The sequence below is a fragment of the Ilumatobacter coccineus YM16-304 genome, from assembly GCF_000348785.1.
In the GTDB taxonomy this organism is placed as follows: Bacteria; Actinomycetota; Acidimicrobiia; order Acidimicrobiales; family Ilumatobacteraceae; genus Ilumatobacter_A; species Ilumatobacter_A coccineus.
In genome coordinates this window covers 1,116,871-1,135,029 of sequence record NC_020520.1, presented here as the reverse complement: position 1 = coordinate 1,135,029, position 18,159 = coordinate 1,116,871, and the positions used below count along the sequence as shown (strand labels likewise).

At 66.7% G+C, this 18,159-nt stretch carries 11 protein-coding genes; 9 read left to right on the top strand and 2 right to left on the bottom strand.

The window, feature by feature from the left end; all coding sequences use genetic code 11:
- The first annotated feature begins 36 nt into the window (after positions 1 to 36).
- Complete coding sequence (locus YM304_RS05080; RefSeq protein ID WP_015440575.1) at positions 37 to 651, top strand: type IV toxin-antitoxin system AbiEi family antitoxin domain-containing protein; 615 nt, start codon at positions 37 to 39, stop codon at positions 649 to 651.
- On the opposite strand, the gene YM304_RS05075 is transcribed toward YM304_RS05080, so the two are convergent.
- Positions 652 to 1,887 (bottom strand): acyl-CoA dehydrogenase family protein, encoded by a 1,236-nt coding sequence (locus YM304_RS05075; RefSeq protein ID WP_015440574.1) that lies wholly within the window; start codon positions 1,885 to 1,887, stop codon positions 652 to 654.
- Positions 1,888 to 2,448: 561 nt separating this feature from the next.
- Here YM304_RS05075 and YM304_RS05070 point away from each other — a divergent pair.
- The 6 genes from YM304_RS05070 (at position 2,449) to YM304_RS05040 (ending at position 10,659) form a co-directional block, all read left to right on the top strand.
- Positions 2,449 to 3,759: an ammonium transporter gene (locus YM304_RS05070; RefSeq protein ID WP_015440572.1), complete on the top strand. Its 1,311-nt coding sequence runs from the start codon at positions 2,449 to 2,451 to the stop codon at positions 3,757 to 3,759.
- Positions 3,760 to 3,800: 41 nt separating this feature from the next.
- A complete protein-coding gene (locus tag YM304_RS05065) occupies positions 3,801 to 4,139 on the top strand; it encodes a P-II family nitrogen regulator (protein WP_015440571.1) in 339 nt (112 codons plus the stop codon).
- Positions 4,140 to 4,369: 230 nt separating this feature from the next.
- On the top strand, positions 4,370 to 5,572 hold the full coding sequence (locus tag YM304_RS05060; RefSeq protein ID WP_015440570.1) for an ammonium transporter: 1,203 nt from the start codon (positions 4,370 to 4,372) through the stop codon (positions 5,570 to 5,572).
- An 86-nt stretch (positions 5,573 to 5,658) separates the two neighbouring features.
- Entirely contained in the window at positions 5,659 to 5,997 is a 339-nt protein-coding gene (locus YM304_RS05055) for a P-II family nitrogen regulator (RefSeq protein ID WP_015440569.1), read from the top strand.
- A 304-nt stretch (positions 5,998 to 6,301) separates the two neighbouring features.
- Positions 6,302 to 9,397 carry a glycosyltransferase gene (locus YM304_RS05045; protein WP_154723309.1) on the top strand — a complete coding sequence of 1,032 codons (3,096 nt, stop codon included), beginning with the start codon at positions 6,302 to 6,304 and terminating at the stop codon, positions 9,395 to 9,397.
- The gene (locus YM304_RS05040; RefSeq protein WP_015440566.1) at positions 9,394 to 10,659 is read left to right on the top strand and encodes a Coenzyme F420 hydrogenase/dehydrogenase, beta subunit C-terminal domain; all 1,266 of its coding nucleotides are present in this window, start codon (positions 9,394 to 9,396) and stop codon (positions 10,657 to 10,659) included. Before YM304_RS05045 ends, YM304_RS05040 begins: the two co-directional genes overlap by 4 nt.
- Before the next feature lie 65 nt (positions 10,660 to 10,724).
- On the opposite strand, the gene YM304_RS05035 is transcribed toward YM304_RS05040, so the two are convergent.
- Positions 10,725 to 11,033 (bottom strand): hypothetical protein, encoded by a 309-nt coding sequence (locus YM304_RS05035; RefSeq protein ID WP_015440565.1) that lies wholly within the window; start codon positions 11,031 to 11,033, stop codon positions 10,725 to 10,727.
- 46 nt (positions 11,034 to 11,079) lie between these two features.
- Between YM304_RS05035 and YM304_RS05030 the strand changes: the two genes are divergently transcribed.
- Together YM304_RS05030 and YM304_RS05025 are read left to right on the top strand one after the other, a co-directional pair.
- Positions 11,080 to 12,006, top strand: coding sequence for an alpha/beta hydrolase (locus YM304_RS05030; protein ID WP_015440564.1), 927 nt, complete (start codon positions 11,080 to 11,082; stop codon positions 12,004 to 12,006).
- 230 nt (positions 12,007 to 12,236) lie between these two features.
- Positions 12,237 to 18,152 (top strand): RCC1 domain-containing protein, encoded by a 5,916-nt coding sequence (locus YM304_RS05025; RefSeq protein ID WP_041298023.1) that lies wholly within the window; start codon positions 12,237 to 12,239, stop codon positions 18,150 to 18,152.
- The last annotated feature ends 7 nt before the right edge of the window (positions 18,153 to 18,159 follow it).

Genomic DNA, 18,159 nt, shown 5'->3' with positions numbered 1-18,159 from the left:
TCGACGTCCTTCGCCATCTACCGAACGGGAGCTCCCATGAGCCATTTCTCACCCCACCTGCAGCGTTGCGTCCGGCGGCAGCACGGCGTCGTCACCGGCGACCAGTTGCGCGCCGACGGCATCTCGCCGTACACGATCGAACGCTGGCGACTCCGACATCTCCTCGAACCGGTGCACATCGACATTTACCGGCTCGAAGCGGCCCCCGACACGCTCGAAGCCCGGTGTGTCGTGCCCACGCTCGCCCATCCAGGCGCCGTCGTCGGCGGGGCCTCGGCGGCCGCGCTGTGGGACTTCGATCACGTCTTCCGTCCCACGCGCGCCGACTGCGTTCATGGTCGTGATGTCGTCATCGGCCGCCCGGTGGGTGGTGTGTCGTACCGGCCGATGCGTTGGTTGTCCGACTGCGATGTCGTCGAGCGAGGCGACGCCATCCGCGTGTTGAGCCGAGCCGCCACGTGGCTCGATTGCGTGGGTCAGATGAGCATCGAGCACGGCGCGACGTTCACCGAGCACGTCCTCGATTCGCAGTGCGACGTCGACGAACTGTGGAACGTGGTCGAACGACGAGAAGCGGCGAGGCGCGGGCGACCTGGTCGCGCGCACATGCTGCTCAGCGCCGTGCGCCGCCGTGGCCCGCAGGCGGCGTGATCAGGCCGGCTTGGGCTCCTTCGGCAGACCGAGGACCCGCTCGCCGACGATGTTGCGCTGGATCTGGCTGGTGCCACCCCAGATCGTCTCGGAGCGGGAGAAGAAGAATGCCGACATCATCGGGCTGACCGGGTAGCCCTCGCGACGCTTGTCGCGTCCCGAGCCCGGCCAGCTCGCCGGCTCGGGGCCGCTGTCGACGAGCATCGCGTCAGCGCCGAAGATGTCGAGCGCGAGCTCCATCGCCCGCTGGTGCATCTCGGTCCAGAACATCTTGTTCGTCGCACCGAGCGCTGCCGTGCCCATGTCTTTCGTCTTGTTGAGGGTGGCGGTGAGGTTGCGGAACCCGTTCACGCGCAGGATCTGCACCTTCGTGTAGAACTCCATCAGCCGCTGGCGGATGAGCGGATCGTCGATCTTGCCGTTGTCGGTGGCGACCTCGACCATGATGCGATATTCCTCGGCGAAGCGACGGAAGCCGGTCGTGGCCGATTGTCCTCGCTCGAAACCGAGCGTCGAGTTGGCGACCTTCCAACCGTTGTTGACGCCGCCGACCACCGCGTCCTTCGAGCAACGTGCGTTGTCGAAGAACACTTCGCAGAACTCGGCGGTGCCGTCGGGCTGGGTGATCCCACGGACCTCGATGCCCTCCTGCTTCATCGGGACGAGCATGTACGAGATGCCGGCGTGCTTCTTCGCGTCGGGGTCGGTGCGGGTGAGCAGGAAGCAGTAGTCGGCGTGGTGCCCCTGCGTGGTCCAGACCTTCTGACCGTTGATGACCCACTCGTCGCCATCGAGCACGGCCGTCGTCTTGATCGATGCGAGGTCGGAGCCCGAGTTCGGCTCGGAGAAGCCTTGGCACCACTTCGTCTCGCCTTTGAGGATGCCGGGCAGGAACTCCTTCTTCTGTTCCTCGGTGCCCCACTGCAGGATCGTCGGGCCGACGAGCGTGTCGCCGAAGAAGTCGCCGCGCATCGGTGCCTTGGCGCGGGCGAACTCCTCTGACAGCGCAACACCCTGCATGGTCGTGAGGCCCTTGCCGCCGTACTCGGCCGGCCACGTGGCGCAGATCCATCCGCCGGCGAACAGCTTCGCGGGCCATTCGCTGTTGAACGCCTTGCGTTCTTCGTCGGTCATCTCGAAGTCGTCGTCGAACCAGCCTGCGGGAAGGTTCTCTTCGAGCCAACCACGGATCTCGGCGCGGAATTCTTCTGCCTCGGCTGGGTAGTTCAGGTCCATTGGAACAGTGTTGCAGGTCACCCAGAAGTCGCCCCAAGCCACCCGACGAATTCTGCCCAGGCCAGAAATCACCCTCGCGCGACCACATCGAGCCAGGCCAGAAATCACCCCCACGCGACCACATCGAGCCAGGCCAGAAATCACCCCCACGCGACCACATCGAGCCTGGGCAGAAATCACCCCCACGCGACCACATCGAGCCTGGGCAGAAATCACCCCCACGCGACGACATCGAGCCTGGGCAGAAATCATCCTCACGCGACGACATCGAGCCTGGGCAGAAATCATCCTCAGGGGTGTCGCTGGCTGGGCACTTCATGTTGCCGAAACATGTTGAACACGCCGACGTGACGGGCGTTCACCAACACGAAACGTCGGGGCGACAGTCGAGAAACCCCGGCCCCTTAGCTTGCGCATCTGATCCGGGCGGCAGCGTGGCACCTGGCATCTGCATGTATTCAGATTCCGCATTACGCGACTTATTGGAGGACTACCACCGTGCGCAACAGAGCACTACGAATCGTTTCAGGCCTGGGAGGTGTCACTGCGCTCGTCGCATTGATGCCTGGCACAGCACTCGCCCAGGAAGCACCTGAAGTCCAAGCTGTACTCGACAACATCTGGGTGTTCATCGCCGGCTGTCTCGTCTTCTTCATGCAGGCGGGCTTCGCACTCGTCGAAGCAGGCTTGACCCGAGCGAAGAACGTCGTGAACATCTTCGCCAAGAACATGGCGGACGCGATCATCGGCATCCTGGCGTTCTTCGCCACCGGCTACGCCCTGGCGTTCAGCAGCGGCAACGACTTCTTCGGAACCGACGGCGGTTCGTTCTTCATGAACGACCTCGACATCAACGCCCTCGGCGGCAGTGGTGTCATCAACCTGTCGCACGGAACGTTCTTCTTCTTCCAGGCCGTGTTCGCTGCAACCGCAGTGACCATCTGCTCCGGAGCGATGGCAGAACGCACGAAGTTCGTGTCGTACCTCATCTTCGGTGTCGTGATGTGCGCCGTCATCTACCCGGTCGTGGTCCACATGACCTGGGGCGGTGGCTTCATCGCCAACATCTCGATCGGTGATGCCGTGTACTCCGACTTCGCCGGCTCCGGCGTCGTGCACATGACCGGTGGCGTCGCCGCCCTCGTCGGTGCGTTCCTCGTCGGACCCCGCAAGGGCAAGTTCGCCGAAGACGGCACGCCTCGAGCGATCCCGGGTCACAACGTCCCGTTCGCCATCGTCGGTGTGTTCATCCTGTGGCTCGGCTGGTTCGGCTTCAACCCCGGTTCGGAGCTCGCCGCCGACAACTTGGTGACCGGTATTGCCCTCAACACGATCCTGGCAGCGGCCGCCGGCGGACTCGCCACGACCGTGCTCATCTGGGTCAAGACGGGCAAGCCCGACATCGCCTTCATCGGCAACGGCGTCCTCGCCGGCCTCGTGGCCATCACCGGACCGTGTGGCACCGCCACCCCGATCATGTCGATCGTCATCGGCGCCGTCGGCGGCATCATCGTCGTCTTCGCTGTGCTCTTCTTCGACAAGATCAAGATCGACGACCCGGTCGGCGCCATCAGCGTCCACGGTGTCGTCGGCATCTGGGGCGTGCTCTCGATCGGCATCTTCGCCAAGTACGACGATGCGTTCCTCGGTCGTGACGATGCGGGCCTCATCTACGGCGGCGGCTTCGAGCAGCTCGCTGTCCAGTTCCTCATGGTCCTCACGATCATCGTCTGGGTCGGCGTCGCCAGCTTCGCCGTCTTCTCCGCACTCAAGGCCACCCTCGGCCTGCGAGTCAGCGAAGAGGAAGAGATCGGCGGACTCGACATCCCCGAGCACGGCATGGCCGGCTACACGGCAGACGCAACCGCCTGAGCGGTACACACCAAACGACTGACTGAGAAGGAACCAACAACATGAAACTCATCACCGCAGTCATCAAGCCGTTCAAGCTCGATGACGTGAAGGATTCGCTCAAGGAGGCCGGCATCGCCGGCATCACCGTGAGCGAGGTTCGCGGCTTCGGCCGACAGGGCGGACACACCGAGACCTACCGAGGCGCCGAGTACAAGATCGACTTCGTGCCCAAGGTGAGCGTCGAGGTCGTCGTCGACGAGAGCGGTGTCGACACCGCGATCGAGGCGATCAAGAAGGGCGCTGCAACCGGCAAGATCGGTGACGGCAAGATCTGGGTGAGCGACGTCGAGCGCATCATCCGTATCCGCACGGGAGAGGAAGGGATCGACGCGGTCTAGGCCCCACCGGACCTCATACACGTTTCCCCAACGAGGACACGTGCTCCCGGTCCCCCCAGCCGGGAGCACGACACATCGAGATGCAACGCTGCGTCTCTCGAACCCCGGGCCACGGTCATCGTCCTCTGACCATTGGCCCGGGGTTCACCCATTTTCGGCACGTTTCGAACGTGTGAACGCCGCGTTTCGCCTCTATCACCTCGCAGCGATCCGTCCTAGGTTCGCCCGCCATGGATTCAGGCAACACCGCATGGGTGCTCATCGCAGCCGCCCTCGTCCTCTTCATGACCCCGGGCCTCGCCTTCTTCTACGGCGGCATGGTCCGCTCGAAGAACGTGCTCGGAATGCTGATGCAGAACATCTTCGCGATGGGCATCGTCTCGACGCTGTGGGCGGTGATCGGGTTCTCGATCGCCTTCGGTGGCGACAACGCGATCGTCGGCAACCTCGATTTCGCGTTCATGAAGGACGTCACCACGCTCGACGGTGACATCCCCGGATTCGCGTTCTTCGCATTCCAGATGATGTTCGCCGTGATCACGCCGGCGCTGATCACCGGCGCCACCGCCGACCGCCTCAAGTTCGGGTCGTACGCGCTGTTCATCGCGATCTGGAGCATCGTGGTCTACGCCGTCGCCGCCCGTTGGGTGTTCAACGGCAACGGCTGGATCTTCGAGATGGGCGCGCTCGACTTCGCCGGTGGCGCGGCGATCCACATCAACGCCGGACTGGCGGCGCTCGCCGTGATCATGGTGATCGGCAACCGCAAGGGTCACGGCACCGAGCCGATGCCGCCGCACAACCTGCCGCTCACGGTGCTCGGCACCGGCATCTTGTGGTTCGGTTGGTTCGGGTTCAACGCCGGTTCGGCGCTCGCCGCCGACGGTGTCGCTGCGCAGGCACTGGTCAACACGCAACTCGGTGCGGCGACGGGCATGCTCGGCTGGCTGCTCGTCGAGCGGATCAAGACGGGCCATGCGACCACGCTCGGGGCGTGCTCGGGTGCGGTCGCCGGACTCGTCGCCATCACGCCGTGCGCTGGTTTCGTCGGCGGTGTCGCGCCGCTCATCATCGGGTCGATCGCCGGTGCGGCGTGCTACTTCGCACTGTTCATCAAGGCCAAGATGAACTGGGACGACAGCCTCGACGTGATCGCCGTGCACCTCGTCGGCGGCATCATCGGCACCCTGCTGCTCGGCTTCTTCGCCGACACCGCCGTCAACGGCGAGTTCGACGGGCTGTTCTTCGGCGGCGGAGCCGAACTGCTCAAAGACCAATTCGTCGCCGCGGTGGGTGTCGGCGTGTTCTCGTTCGTCGTGACGTACATCATCGCCCTGGCCATCCAGAACACGATCGGACTCCGTGTCGAAGAGGAGTCCGAACTCGTCGGACTCGACCAGTCGGAGCACGCAGAATCCGCGTACACGTCGTGAGCTTCGCGCCGATGGCGAGGCAGCGAGCGTGGCGTCGAGCGCGCTGTGACGAACACGTCATGGCACACTGAGATCAGGAGATCACCATGAAACTCATCACCGCTGTCATCAAGCCGTTCAAACTCGACGAGGTCAAGGACGCGCTCAAAACGCATGGCGTCACCGGCATCACCGTCAGCGAAGTTCGCGGGTTCGGGCGCCAGGGCGGTCACACCGAGACGTACCGCGGCGCCGAGTACCAGATCGATTTCGTTCCGAAGGTGAGCTTGTCGATCGTGATCGACGACGAGCAGGTCGATGGTGTCGTCGACGTCATCGCCAACGCGGCACGGAGCCAGAAGATCGGCGACGGAAAGATCTGGGTCACGAACGTCGATCGCGTCGTTCGCATTCGCACCGGCGAAGAGGGCATCGACGCCGTCTGAGCAGGCGTTGCGCTCGGTCGCCGCGCTCACGACAGACAGCGACGACCGCGGAGCGTACGCATCGGAGCGCGTTCCGTCGCTCCACGTCACCGACGCACCGACTCGCGCCATCCAGCCCGACGTCGTTCGCCCAGGGTCGGCGCCCGGCGCCGGGGTGACGGCTGACACCCCCAGATCACGGGCTCCGCGGCACGATCGTCGCCGATCCTGACGAGCATCGGCGCGCTCACACGCGTCATCGACGACCACGCTGTGCCCTCGAAATCCTCAAGAAGTGCACAAGTGTCGCCGAAACACACAGAAGATGACCTGGTCTCCGCCAACCCTCGATGCACCGCGTCGCGACGACGTGCCGCCGCCGACGCCCGCGTCTCGCGAGTGGACGCCGATCCGCGTACCGGATCGCGCTGACGCCACCGACCGCCTGACGCGCCGACGCCTCACCACCGACACCGAACACCTCCACGGCTGGGCTCGCCGATCGTCTGGCGACTTCGTGGTCTTCCACACGGGTCCGAAACCCGACACCCGCCAGGTCGAGCGCATGATCGACACCCTCGTCGAGGGCGACGACCCGCCCAGCATCTGCATCGCCGACGACCGGTCGAACGAACTCCTCTCGCGTCTCTGGCAGGTGCCGGCTCGGCGCGGGGTGCGCACCGCCACCATCCGCACGCATGCCGATCCGCTCGATCGGTCGGGTGACGAGCGCATCGCATCGCCGATGGTGGTCATTCGACGGAGCCGACTCGATGCTGCGATCGACACGTCGCCTCGCGAAGCGTGGAAGCGTCCGTCGTGGTGGGCTGCCGCGCTCACCCTCGGGCTGTACGGGCTCGTCGAGATGATCCGAACCCTGGCCGCCGAGTCGGGACCCGACCTCTCGGAGCAGGCGTGGCTGCCCGCAGTGGAGGTCGGCTCGGCCTCCGGGTACACCGGCGGCCTGCCCAGCGGATCGAGCGCGTGGCCGGCACTGATGGAACCCGTCTTCGATCTCGGCGGGATCAACGCCGTCCGGATCGTGTCGCTCATGTTCGCGCTGGTCACGATCGGCTGCTCGGCGAGCGCCGCGTCGCGCCTGTTCGGACGGTGGGCCGCACGGCTCACCACCGTCGTGCTCAGTCTCGTGTTCGCGATCAGTGCGGCACCCACCTCGGCGACGCCGACGATGTTGGCCGCTGCCGCCCTGTCGGTCGCGCTGCTCGGCATCGCGCTCGCCGAGTCCGTCGACCGGCCGTCGTGGCTGCTCATGTCGGGTGGCGCCGTTGCGTTCGCGATCGCGGTCGAGTTCCAGACCGTGATCGTCGCGGCAGCGATCACCCCGTTCTTCCTCGTGGTCGGCCGCCGAGACGGGCGCATCGCGACCACGCTCTTCGCCACGACGTGGATGGTCTGTGTCGGCTGGTGGGCGATCCCGCTGCGTGACGGAATCCGCGGGTACGCCGACGCCGCCCAGGTGCAGCTCAGCTCGGGCTCCACGCTCGACAACGCAGTCATCGGAACGAGCGGCCTGATCATCGCGATCGTGTCGACGCTGACGGCTCTCGTCCTGCTCGCACGGGTGAAGTCGAGCCCGGTCCGCCGACGGGTCATCGCCATCGTGTTCGCCGGAGCGCTGCTTCCCACGATCCGGCTCGCGGTCGGAGCGGGTGTGTCGGGCGACGACGTCGTGCTCGCCCTCGTGATGTTGGCCCCCGCCTTCTGCGGGCTCTTCGCCCACCAGATCGCGGCCGCGACCGCCGGACGAGAGGTGGTCCCGCGCCGACGAGACGGCCCCGACCTGCTCACCAACGACTCGTCGAGCGGTCGCTTCGACGGCAACAGCATCCGCTACACCCACCGACAGATGGCCCTCGCCGGCATGTTGCTCGTCGCCATGACAGCCTGGTTCGTGCCGTGGGCACTGGCGCACACCGACTGGGGCAACTGGTGGCTCGCGATTCCCTTCGTCGGGTGCAACGTGTTCGTCGCGTGCACGGCGTTGCTCCTCGCCTTCAACAACAGCAAGCGCTCGATTCCACTGCGCGTCGAGGTCGCCCGGGGGCACGAACCGCTCGTCGGCGTCATCGTTCCCACCGCATCCGAGCCCGTCGACATGGTCATGGCGACGGTCGGGTCCGTGATCGACCAGCGCTGGCCGGAGGACCGACTGCGCGTCGTCGTGTCGGACGACGGCTACTCCGACGAACTCCAGGCCCGTGTCGCAACGCTCGCCGCCGAACTCCCCCACGGCGTGGTCAGCTACTTCCGTCCGCCGAAGCGCGGCAGCGCAGAACGCATCGGCGAGTCGAAGGCCGGCAACCTCAACGCGGCGATCCGTCTCCTGTCGGATGCCAACTGCGAATTCGTCGAGACTCGCGATGCCGACGATCTCGTCGCCGACCCCGAGTTCCTCCGCCTGACGGTGTCGCACATGATGCTCGACGACCGCATCGGATTCGTCCAGACCATCAAGGAGTCGAAGACCAGCGAGGGCGACCCGTTCAACAACAACGAACTGCTCTTCTACCGCGGGATGATGCTCTCGCGGAACGCCGACCACTGTGCCTTTCCGTGCGGCTCGGGCCTCGTGTGGCGACGCGCTGCCTTGCGCGAGATCGGCCACTTCCCGGTGTGGAACCTCGTCGAAGACATCCACTCCGGCGTGCTCGCGCTCCGCCTCGGTTGGCGCGGGCTGTACGTGCCGATCGTGGGCGCCTTTGCTCAGCACGCCCCCGAAGACGTCGCCAACTACTTCAAGCAGCGCGGCACCTGGGCGATCGACTCGATCCGCCTGTTCGCGTTCGACCGATTCCGACACATGCCGTGGCGGATGCGCCTGCACTTCATCGAGCAGACCGCGTTCTACCTGCTGAGCCTGCCGATCATGGTGCTCCTGATCATCCCGATGGCCGGGCTCGCGTTCGGTCAGTTCCCGATCGACGCGGCGCCGATGGACTACGCCGTCCACTTCACCGGGTTCGCCGTGGCGATGGAGTTGACGATGCTCGCGTTCGCCGCCGACCGCCCACTCGGAGCGTTCGTGCGCACCCGTGTGTTCCTGATCGGGATGGCGCCGCTCTATGCGGCGTCGACGATTCGGGCGTTCTGGTACGGGGCGAAGAAGAAGCCGATCTACATCGTCACCCGCAAGACCGACGAACACCGCGTGTACGTCAGCATGTTGAAGGCCCACTGGTTCCTCATCGCGATGATCGTGTTCGTGCTCGTCATGTCGGCCCGACGCGACGACTTCCTGCTCGACTTCGATCCGGGGTCGATCTACTGGGCAATCGTCGGCTTGACCGGGCTCGGCGCGTTCGTGCGCCTGAGCTGGTTCGGCGTCGACGTGAAACGCAACATTCTCTCCCGGCTGCAGTTGAGGTCGAAGCCCGACTCTCACGTACAGTCGGACACATGACGACCGTCGAATCCGACGCCCCTTCGACCTCCGGCGACTCGCCGACGCCTCCCGCAGAAGCCGGACGCTGGACGGCGCAGTGGAAAGAGCTGTACGCCGAGGTCATCACCAATGATCTGTGCACGGGCTGCGCCGGATGCGTGGTGACCTGCCCACACGACGTGATCGGCTACGAACACGAAGAAGGCAAATACATCCCGTTCCACCTCGAAGACGAGTTGGGTCTCGACGACTGCGTGCACGGCTTCGGGTCGGGCGGCGGTTGTACCACCTGCACACGAGCATGTCCGCGCTTCCGTGCGTGGGAGCCGGCTGCCGACATGCACCTGTTCGGCCGCGTTCGCGAACCCGACGAGATGGCCGGAATCTGGAAGCAGCTCTACCTCACCCGCGCCTCCGACGACATGGTCCACAAGATGGGTCAAGACGGCGGTCTCGTCTCGGCGATGCTCATCTGGCTGCGCGAGAACGACTACATCGACGGCGCGCTCGTGTCGGGCGTGGAAGAAGACGACCGGTGGAAGGCCAAGCCCGTCGTCGTCGAGTCGAAGGAAGAGATCCTCGCCACGGCCGGTTCTCGCTACACGTACTGCGCCAACCCGCTCGCGCTGCCCGAGGCCAAGGAGCGCGGCATGGAACGCCTCGCCCTCGTCGGCATGGGCTGCCAGACCTCGTCGCCGCCCGTCATGTGGGACCGCAAGGCCGGCAAGGTGTCGAAGCCGTTCCTGTTCAACATCGGTCTGCTCTGCTCGAAGACGTTCGACGACGCCATCTTCGAGGAACTCTTCGAAGCCAAGTACGGCTTGAAGAAGCAAGACATGGTGAAGATGAACATCAAGGGCGCCTTCCAGATCTGGATGAAGGACGGCTCGTACCACGAGATCAACCTGAAGGAATGCCACGCCTGGACGCGTGAGGGCTGCAAGTCGTGCCCCGACTTCGCCGCCGAACACTCCGATGTCGCCACGGGCGGCATCGGCGAAGACAACGACTGGACGCTCACCATCGCGCGCACCGAACTGGGCCACGAGGTCATCGAGCGGATGATCGCCGACGGTTCGATCATCGCTCGCCCTGCTCAGACCGACGAGACAGCGATGCGACTCCTCCGTCTACTGTCGATCGTCAGCCGTCGTCGTTGGCCCGACAAGGCCGACCCCGCTCCCGCGATCGGCGTCCCGCCACCCAAGAAGAAGAAGGCTGCCGCCGCCAAGGCCGACGACGCTCCGAAGCCCGACAGCGACGCGAAGCCCTCGACCTGACCCACTTGTTTCCTTTGGACCGGGTCTGAGGGAAACAAGCGGATGGCGCGGGGCGCGCTGGTTGCTCAGATGCAGCGGGCGAGCGAGAGTTCGAAGGCGGCCAGCGCGGCTTCGCCTTCGGCGTTGCGATCGGAGTTCTCGGCTTCGATGTTCTCGTCGATCGCCTTGAGTTCGCCGTCGCTGAACTTGTCGAGTTCGTCGAGCAGGCACTGCTCGTCGAGGTCGGGGTTCTCGATCGCTTCGGCTTCGATGATGTCGCGGGCGACACGCTTCGGGCCGGGATCGGACGTGCACGCCGAGAGGCCGACCAGGGCAACGACGGCAGCGGCAGCTGTTGCGCGGATGCGTCGCTTCGAGGGGCCGGAGTCGGTCATACGGTTCGCCTTCACAACGGAGAAAGGCTACTGCCACTATTGAGCGATGCCGCTGAACGCCGAAGCCCGCACGTTGCTCGAGTTGATCGAGCAGATCGGCGCTCCCCCGTTCGAGCAGCTCGAACCTGCGCAGGCCCGTGCGGCTCGCGCCGACATGGCGCCACCGGTCCTCGACCCGTGCCACTCGACCGAGCCGGTCGACGCAGGTGGTGTGCCTGCCCGGCTGTACCGACCGAGCGCTCCGGGCGGGGAGCCGACCGGCCTGCTCGTGTACTTCCACGGCGGCGGCTGGGTCATCGGCGACCTCGAATCGCACGACAACGTCTGCCACGCACTGTGCTCACGCTCAGGACATGCAGTGCTGTCGGTCGACTATCGGCTCGCCCCGGAGCATCCCTTTCCGGCGGGACTCGACGATTGCATCACCGCCACCAGGTGGGCTCACGACAACGCCGCCGCGCTCGGCTGCGACCCTGCTCGAATCGCTGTCGGTGGAGACTCCGCGGGCTCGAACTTCGCCGCGGTGATCGCCAACCTCGCCATGGTGCCGCTCGCGTTCCAACTGCTGATCTACCCCGTGACCGATGCGCGGATGAACACCGCGTCGTACGACGAGAACTCGACCGGCTACTTCCTCACCCGCAGGGGCATGGAGTGGTTCGTCGAGCACTACCTCTCGGGCGATTCGGGGTCGGCCGACGATCCGCGCGTGTCGCCGCTGCTGGCCACCGACGACGAGCTCGCGGCCGGGCCGCCGGCGCTGGTGATCACCGCCGGGTTCGATCCGCTGCGCGACGAAGGCGCGTCATACGCCGATCGGCTCGGCGAACTCGGCGTGCGCACGTCCCACGTGCACTACCCCGGCCAGTTCCACGGCTTCTTCTCGCTCGCGCACATGCTCGCCGACGCACGGGCGGCGCATGCGCTCGCCGCCCAGTTGCTCGCCGACGCACTGGCCCCACCGATGACCTGACCGATCGTCTCCCCTTCGGTCTGGACCGAGGGAGACGAGCGGGCCGCCCGAGCGATGATTTGACAACTCCTCGCCCCGATCACGACGATTGTTGTACGGTCGGCGGCGGCGGTGGCGGCGGACGGTCGTGGCCGAAGGGACGGGGAACAATGGGCGCACGGTCTGGCCACGCGAGAACGACGAATCGTTGGGGGCTCGCAGCGGCGTGTGCCCTGCTCGTGAGTGTTGTGATGGTCGGCGTACCGTCGCCGCCCGCGGCGGCCGATGTCGCCGGCGCCGAACCGGGCTCACCTCGCGGTGCGGCCGCGGTGATCGCTGCGGGTAGGGAACACACGTGTGCCATCGACGAGACAGCCGCCGTGCGATGTTGGGGCGCCAACGGCGACGGACAGCTCGGACTCGGTGACTCGGTCAACCGTGGCGATGATCCTGGAGAAATGGGCGGAGCCCTCGAGGCAGTCGACTTCGGCCCAGGGCGCACCGCCACCGCCATCACCGCCGGCGCGGCGCACACCTGCGCACTCCTCGACAACCACACCACCAAATGCTGGGGCAACGGCTTCGACGGCCGGCTCGGCAACAACGCCACCACCAACATCGGCGACGGCACCGGACCCACCATCGCCGCCAGCCCACCCATCGACTTCGGCCCAGGACGCACCGCCACCGCCATCACCACCGGCAGCGCTCACACCTGCGCACTCCTCGACGACCACACCACCAAATGCTGGGGCTACGGCTTCTACGGCCGGCTCGGCAACAACGCCACCACCAACATCGGCGACGGCACCGGACCCACCATCGCCGCCAGCCCACCCATCGACTTCGGCCCAGGACGCACCGCCACCGCCATCACCACCGGCAGCGCGCACACCTGCGCACTCCTCGACAACCACACCACCAAATGCTGGGGCTACGGCTTCTACGGTCAACTCGGCAACAACGCCACCACCAACATCGGCGACGGCACCGGACCCACCATCGCCGCCAGCCCACCCATCGACCTCGGCCCAGGACGCACCGCCACCGCCATCACCGCCGGCGCGGCGCACACCTGCGCACTCCTCGACGACCACACCACCAAATGCTGGGGCTACGGCTCCGACGGTCAGCTCGGCAACAACGCCACCACCAACATCGGCGACGGCACCGGACCCACCATCGCCGCCAGCCCACCCATCGACCTCGGCCCAGGACGCACCGCCACCGCCATCACCGCCAGCGGCTTCCACACCTGCGCACTCCTCGACAACCACACCACCAAATGCTGGGGATACGGCTTCTCCGGTCAGCTCGGCAACAACGCCACCACCAACATCGGCGACGGCACCGGACCCACCATCGCCGCCAGCCCACCCATCGACCTCGGCCCAGGACGCACCGCCACCGCCATCACCGCCGGAGAGTTCCACACGTGCGCACTCCTCGACGACCACACCACCAAATGCTGGGGCAACGGCTTCGACGGTCAACTCGGCAACAACGCCACCACCAACATCGGCGACGGCATCGGTCTCTCGGTGGCCGCCAGCGACCCGGTCGACCTCGGGCAGGTTGTCGGCGTCGACGCGCCCCCCGTCACGACGCAGATCGCTACCGGCGGCGCGCACACCTGCGCGATCCTCGACGACCACACCACCAAATGCTGGGGCAACGGCTTCGACGGTCAACTCGGCAACAACGCCACCACCACCATCGGCGACGGCACCGGACCCACCATCGCCGCCAGCCCACCCATCGACTTCGGCCCAGGACGCACCGCCACCGCCATCACCACCAGCAGCGCGCACACCTGCGCACTCCTCGACAACCACACCACCAAATGCTGGGGCAACGGCTTCGACGGCCGGCTCGGCAACAACGCCACCACCACCATCGGCGACGGCACCGGACCCACCATCGCCGCCAGCCCACCCATCGACCTCGGCCCAGGACGCACCGCCACCGCCATCACCACCAGCAGCGCGCACACCTGCGGACTCCTCGACAACCACACCACCAAATGCTGGGGCGACGGCGGCTTCGGCCGGCTCGGCAACAACGCCACCACCAACATCGGCGACGGCACCGGACCCACCATCGCCGCCAGCCCACCCATCGACCTCGGCCCAGGACGCACCGCCACCGCCATCACCGCCGGAGAGTTCCACACGTGCGCACTCCTCGACGACCACACCACCAAATGCTGGGGCTACGGCTTCGACGGTCAACTCGGCAACAACGCCACCACCAACATCGGCGACGGCACCGGACCCACCATCGCCGCCAGCCCACCCATCGACCTCGGCCCAGGACGCACCGCCACCGCCATCACCACCGGGCGCTTCCACACCTGCGCACTCCTCGACAACCACACCACCAAATGCTGGGGCGACGGCGCCTACGGTCAGCTCGGCAACAACGCCACCACCAACATCGGCGACGGCACCGGACCCACCATCGCCGCCAGCCCACCCATCGACCTCGGCCCAGGACGCACCGCCACCGCCATCACCACCGGCAGCTTCCACACCTGCGCACTCCTCGACGACCACACCACCAAATGCTGGGGCAGCGGCTTCGAGGGCCGGCTCGGCAACAACGCCACCACCAACATCGGCGACGGCACCGGACCCACCATCGCCGCCAGCCCACCCATCGACCTCGGCCCAGGACGCACCGCCACCGCCATCACCGCCGGCGTCTTCCACACGTGTGCACTCCTCGACGACCACACCACCAAATGCTGGGGCCGCGGCTTCTTCGGCCGGCTCGGCAACAACGCCACCACCAACATCGGCGACGGCCCCACGCGCTCCGTCGCCGACAGCGCTCCGGTGCCGATCGGCGGCCACACGTCTCGATCGCTCGACGCGGGTAGCGAGCACACGTGTGTCGTGCTCGAAGACGGAGGCGTCGCATGTTGGGGTGCGGCCGGGTCGGGCCGTCTGGGCATCGGTGGCGTCGACGATGTCGGCGACGACCCTGCTGAGGTGTCGGGCGGATTCACGCGTGTCGATCTCGGTTCTGGCGTGACGGCCGATGCGGTCGCTGGTGGTTCGGCGCACACGTGCGTGTTGCTCAGCGACGGGACCGTCAAGTGTTTCGGCTCGGGCGGCAACGGCCAACTGGGCAACGATGCGACATCGAACATCGGCGACGGTGGTGTGAGTGTTGCTGGAAGCAGCCCGGTGGTGCTGGGTGCCGCGGCGCGTGAAGTGGCGGTGGGTGGCTCGCATTCGTGTGCGCTGCTCGACAATGCGTCGCTGAAGTGTTGGGGCGCGAACGGTGCCGGCCAGCTCGGGCAGAACGATGCCGCTTCGCGTGGCGACAGCACCGGTGACATGGCCGCGCTGGCGCCGATTCAACTGGGTTCTGGGCTGACCGCGTTGACGGTCACGGCCGGCGAGAACCACACGTGTGCACTCCTCGATGACCTCGCGGTGAAGTGTTGGGGTGCGAACGCCGACGGTCAACTCGGTCAGGGCGACACCGATGCTCGGGGCGACGCCGGTGGCGAAATGGGGGACTCACTTCTCGCAGTGTCGCTCGGCACCGATCGTGTCGCTGTTGCGGTCGCGGCGGGAGCGAACCACACGTGCGCGTTGCTCGACAATCGCGACGTGAAGTGTTGGGGCAACAACGGCGCCGGTCAACTCGGTCAGGGCGACACCGATGCTCGGGGCGATAACGGTGGCGAAATGGGGGACTCACTTCTTGCCGTACCGCTCGGCCAGAAGGCAACCGCGATCGCAGCAGGCTCGTTCCACACCTGTGCCTTGCTCGTCGATCACTCGGTGGTGTGCTGGGGTGGCGGAGCAAACGGTCGACTCGGCCACGGCGGCGGCGACAACGTCGGCGACTCGCCCGGTGAAGTCGCCGCTCAGATTCCGGTCGACCTCGGCGCCGGTCGGCGGGCGGTGGCGATCACCGCCGGCGACGCTCACACGTGTGCGCTGCTCGACGACCAGACCGTCAAGTGCTGGGGTGACGGCGACAACGGACGGATCGGCCAGGGCGACACCGTCGACCTCGGTGACGGGCCCGGCGAGTTGGGTGACGACCTGCCGCCCATTCGGATCAGCGCCGACACCCGCGTGCTTTCCGTGGCGGCGCCGCCCGCAGCTCCGACCGCGGTGACACCCGCCTACAACCCGACCTCGTCGGACATCGCTTTGTCGTGGACGGACCCCGGCGACGACGGTGGCGCAGCGATCACCGGCTACATCGTCCAGACCTCGACCGATGCGTCGACGTGGACCACACGAGCGACCACGGCATCCGCCACTACCAGCGAGAACATCGCGGGTCTCACGCCGGGCGTGCCGCAACGCTTCCGCGTCGCCGCCGTCAACGGTGTCGGGCAAGGGCCGTGGTCGATGAGTTCCGAACTGTTCGTGCCGTCCGAACCGCCGACGGTCATCATCGCTGCGGCCGCCGCTCAGTCCGACCCGACCAACGCCGACAGCGTCGACTTCACCGTCACCTTCGACACCGCCGTCACCGGGTTCACCGCCGACGACATCATCCTCGACGGCACCGCCGGAGCGGCCATCGCAGCGGTCTCCGGCAGCGGCGCCACCTACACGGTCACGGTCTCCGGCATGTCCAGCGACGGCACCATCACCGCGGAGGTGCGTCCACTCGCTGCGCTCACCAGCAACGGCCAGGTCAACCCCCTCGGCTCCAACGTCGCCAGCATCAGCCGCGACGCCACCGGGCCGGTCGCCACCGTCGCGCTCGAATCGGGCCAGGCCGCGACGACCAGCGACCTCCCCGTCGAGTTCTCGATCACCTTCGACGAGAACGTCACCGGGTTCACCTCCGACGACCTCGCCGTCGGAGGCACCGCCGGCGCGACCACCGGCACCGTCACCGGATCGGGCGCCACCTACACCGCCGCCATCGCCGACGTCACCGGCAGTGGCACCGTCACGCTGACCGTCGAGCCGGGAGCGGTCACCGACGCGCTCGGCAACTCATCGACCACCATCGTCACCACCGGCACCGTCACCTACGACGCCACCCCCGTGGTCTCGTCATTGTCGCCGTCACGGTTCGTCGACACCCGACCCTCCGGCACCACCCTCGACGGCCAGTTCGAAGCCGCCGGCAAACGCGACGCCGGATCCGAGTACACCGTCCAGATCACCGGACGCGGCGACGTCCCCGACGGCGCCGAAGCCGTCATCATCAACGTCACCGCCATCTTCCCCGAGAGCGTCGGCTACGTCACGGTCCACCCCTGCGTCACACCGCTCCCCACCGCGTCGTCGCTCAACTACACCGCCGGCGTCAACCTCGGCAACGAGATCATCGCCCCGCTCTCGGCAACCGGAACCATCTGCCTGTTCACCTCGGCGGCATCGCACCTGGCCGTCGACGTCACCGGCTACGTCGCCAACGGCTCCCCGGTCACGCCCATCACTCCTGGCCGGTTCCTCGACACCCGACCCTCCGGCACCACCATCGACGACACCGCCGTCGGCGGCACGAAGCCCGCCGCCGGTTCCACCACCACCATCCCGATCGCCGGACGCGGCGACGTGCCGACCGACGCAGCAGCCGTCATCGTCAACATCACCGCCATCGGCGCCGAAGGCACCGGCTACATCACCGCCCACCCCTGCCTCGACACCCCACCCAACGCGGCGTCACTCAACTACGTCGCCGGCACCAACCGAGGCAACGAGCTCATCGCCACCCTCGACGAATCCGGCGACCTCTGCCTCTTCACCTCCACCACCACCCATCTGTCAGCCGACGTCGTCGGCTACCTCCCCGCCGGCACGACCGTGACCCCGAACGGCCCAGCCCGACTTCTCGACACCCGACCCTCCGGCGTCACCATCGACAGCGAGCACCAAGCCATCGGCAAACGCACGGCCGACGACGAATACACGCTCCAGATCAGCGGACGCTCGAACGTCCCGACCGACGCAACCGCCGCCGTGCTCAACATCACCGCCATCGCGCCCGAAAGCACCGGTTTCGTCACCGTCCACCCCTGCGAACCCACGCTGCCCACTGCGTCGTCGCTCAACCACATCACCGGCGTCAACGGCGGCAACGAAATCATCGCCCGGCTCTCCTCCGCCGGCACGATCTGCCTCTACACGAGCAGCAACACCCACCTCACCGTCGACATCGTCGCCCACATCACCTGACACACCG